General features: G+C 70.5%; 4 protein-coding genes. 3 read left to right on the forward strand and 1 reads right to left on the reverse strand.

The features are described 5' to 3' along the window. The 3 genes from ipdA to OEY_RS0113965 all read left to right on the forward strand — a co-directional run. Nucleotides 1-770: cholesterol ring-cleaving hydrolase subunit IpdA (gene ipdA, locus OEY_RS0113955; protein ID WP_010594475.1), on the forward strand; the 770-nt coding region annotated here is incomplete at its 5' end. Beyond that, a complete protein-coding gene (gene ipdB / locus OEY_RS0113960; protein WP_010594476.1) occupies nucleotides 767-1,543 on the forward strand; it encodes a cholesterol ring-cleaving hydrolase subunit IpdB in 777 nt (258 codons plus the stop codon). The genes ipdA and ipdB, both read left to right, overlap by 4 nt. Continuing rightward, nucleotides 1,540-2,640 (forward strand): NAD(P)H-dependent flavin oxidoreductase, encoded by a 1,101-nt coding sequence (locus tag OEY_RS0113965; protein ID WP_010594477.1) that lies wholly within the window; start codon nucleotides 1,540-1,542, stop codon nucleotides 2,638-2,640. The genes ipdB and OEY_RS0113965 overlap by 4 nt, the downstream gene beginning before the upstream one ends. Here the strand turns inward: OEY_RS0113965 and OEY_RS28470 are convergent. Further along, on the reverse strand, nucleotides 2,601-3,072 hold a 472-nt coding region (locus OEY_RS28470; RefSeq protein ID WP_043805423.1), incomplete at its 5' end, for an NmrA family protein. The two genes, OEY_RS0113965 and OEY_RS28470, sit on opposite strands and share 40 nt — an antisense overlap.

Here is a 3,072-nt window from a genome sequence, read left to right on the forward strand (position 1 = left end):
CGATCCTGCGCTCGGATCTGACGGACCTGACGGTCGTGACCTACGGGGGCCCGGACCTGGGCCTGCTGTGCTCGGCCGGGAAGGTGAAGAAGGCGTACTACGGGTTCGTCTCCCTCGACTCGGCCCCGTTCTACGACCCGTGGTTCGCCAAGGCCCGCACGAACGGGGAGATCGTCGCGCGGGAGATGGACGAGGGCATGGTCAAGTGCGGCCTCGAGGCGGCCGCCGCGCGGCTGCCGTTCCTGCCGATCCGCGCCGGCCTGGGCTCGGCCGTCGTCGACTTCTGGGAGGGCGAGCTGCAGACCGTCACCTCGCCGTACCCCGGCGAGTCGGGCGAGGCCGAGACGCTGATCGCGATGCCGGCGCTGAATCTCGATGCGGCCCTGGTGCATCTGAACCTCGGCGATGCGCACGGCAACGCCGCCTACACCGGTGTCGACCCCTACTTCGACGACCTGTACTGCCTGGCTGCCGAGAAGCGGTACGTCTCGGTCGAACGCATCGTCGAGACCGAGGAACTCGTCAAGTCCGTTCCGCTGCAGTCCCTCGTCCTCAACCGCATGATGGTCGACGGGGTCGTCGAGGCACCGAACGGCGCCCACTTCACCCTTGCCGGCGACAGTTACGGCCGCGACGAGAAGTTCCAGCGCCACTACGCCGAATCGGCGAAGGACCCGCAGACGTGGCAGGGGTTCGTCGACCGGTTCCTCTCCGGCAGCGAGGACGACTACCAGGCCGCAGTGCAGGCCTTCAGCGAGGAGCAGGCATGACCGAGACGACCACCCCGGCGACCTCCGGCACGGTGACCCGCGCCGAGTACTGCGCCATCGCATGCGCCGAGATCTTCGCCGGCGCCGGCGAGATCATGGCCAGCCCGATGGCGACCCTGCCGCTCATCGGCGCCCGCCTCGCCCGGCTGACCACCGAACCGGACCTGCTCATCACCGACGGCGAGGCCCTGATCCTCGCCGACACCCCCGCCGTCGGCGCGAAAGGCCCGATCGAAGGCTGGATGCCGTTCCGCAAGGTGTTCGACGTCGTCGCCTCCGGCCGACGCCACGTCGTGATGGGCGCCAACCAGATCGACCGGCACGGCAACCAGAACCTGTCGGCGTTCGGGCCGCTGCAGCACCCCACCCGGCAGATGTTCGGCGTGCGCGGCGCCCCCGGCAACACCATCAACCACGCGACGAGCTACTGGGTCGGCAAGCACAACACGCGCGTGTTCTGCGACAAGGTCGACATCGTCTCGGGTGTCGGCTACGACAAGGTCGATCCGGCCAACCCGGCGTTCCGGTTCCTGCACCTGCACCGGGTCGTCACCAACCTCGGCTCGTTCGACTTCGGCGGTCCCGGCCACACGTTCCGGGCGCTGACCCTGCACCCCGGGGTCACCGCCGAGCAGGTCGCCGAGAACACCTCCTTCGAGGTGGCGGGCCTCGACGAGGCCGGCCTCACCCGGGAGCCCACCGCCGAGGAACTGCGCCTGATCCGTGAGGTCCTCGATCCGCGTGGGCTGCGAGACCGGGAGGTCGCGGTATGAGTCCGCGCCTGACGACGGCCCTGACCGACCTGGTCGGCATCGAGCATCCGATCGTCCAGACCGGCATGGGCTGGGTGTCCGGCCCCCGGCTGACCGCCGCCACCTCCAACGCGGGTGGCCTCGGCATCCTGGCGTCGGCGACGATGACGTACGAGGAACTCGAGGTCGCCGTCGCGAAGACGAAGGCGGCGACGGACAAGCCCTTCGGCGTGAACATCCGGGCCGATGCGTCCGACGCCGCCCAGCGCATCGACCTGCTCATCCGCGAGAACGTCAAGGTCGCGTCCTTCGCGCTCGCGCCCAGGAAGGAACTGATCGCCGAGCTCAAGGATCACGGCGTCGTGGTGATCCCGTCCATCGGCGCCGCGAAGCACGCGGTGAAGGTTGCCTCGTGGGGCGCCGACGCGGTGATCGTGCAGGGCGGCGAAGGCGGCGGGCACACCGGACCGGTGGCCACCACGCTGCTGCTGCCGAGCGTGCTCGACGCCGTCGACATCCCGGTCGTCGCGGCCGGCGGGTTCTTCGACGGCCGGGGCCTGGCAGCGGCGCTCGCCTACGGGGCGGCCGGCGTCGCCATGGGCACCCGGTTCCTGCTCACCAGCGACAGCGCCGTGCCCGACTCGGTGAAGCAGGAGTACCTGGGCCGGGGCCTGCAGGACACGACGGTCTCGGTCAAGGTCGACGGCATGCCGCACCGCGTGCTCAACACCGAGCTCGTGGACAGCCTCGAACGCGGCAGCTACGCGAAGGGCCTCGCCGCCGCCGCCAGGAACGCGGCCAAGTTCAAGGCCATGACCGGGATGAAGTGGTCGACGCTCGTCAAGGACGGCATCGCGATGAAGCGGGCGAGCGACCGCACGTGGCAGCAGATCATCATGGCGGCCAACACCCCCATGCTGCTCAAGGCCGGGCTCGTCGAGGGCAACACCGAGGCCGGTGTGCTCGCCTCCGGGCAGGTCGTCGGCATGCTCGACGACCTGCCCAGCTGCCAGGAGCTGATCGACCGCATCGTCACCGAGGCCGTCGAGCGGATCGACGCGCTGGCCGCGCTGCGTGGTCAGGCCCAGGCGCCGCGCGCCGCCGCGCCGCGCGCGTAGGTCTCGAACGAGATCGATGGCCGGCCCGTCACCTCGGCGACGACGTCGTTCGGGGTGACGTCGCCGGTCGCCCGCAGCGCCTCGAAGGCCTCGATCTCGGCAAGCACCTGCGCCCGGTCCAGACCGAAACCGGTCATGGTCTCGAGGTAGGCGTCGGGCTCGCCGCGGTAACGCACCGGCCGCCCCGACTCGCGGGCGACGATCGCCGTCGCCTCCCCGAACGACAACGCGTCGGGTCCGCTCAGCTCGTACGTGCGACCCGCATGACCGGGCTCGGTCGGAGCCACCACCGCGACGGCGGCGATGTCCTCGGCGTCGTTGAACGCCTGCCGGACGTCGCCGAGCGGCACCACGACGTCGCCGGCGAGCACGGCGTCGCGCAGGAAGCCCTCGTCGAAGTTCTGATCGAACCAGTCCGCCCGGACCACTGTC

The organism is Rhodococcus sp. P14 (genome assembly GCF_000256505.1).
Taxonomy (GTDB): Bacteria; Actinomycetota; Actinomycetes; order Mycobacteriales; family Mycobacteriaceae; genus Rhodococcus; species Rhodococcus ruber.

Coding starts and splice junctions, on each gene's coding strand:
- ipdB (WP_010594476.1), top strand. CDS start 767: ATGACCGAGACGACCACCCCGGCGACCTCCGGCACGGTGACCCGCGCC.
- OEY_RS0113965 (WP_010594477.1), top strand. CDS start 1,540: ATGAGTCCGCGCCTGACGACGGCCCTGACCGACCTGGTCGGCATCGAG.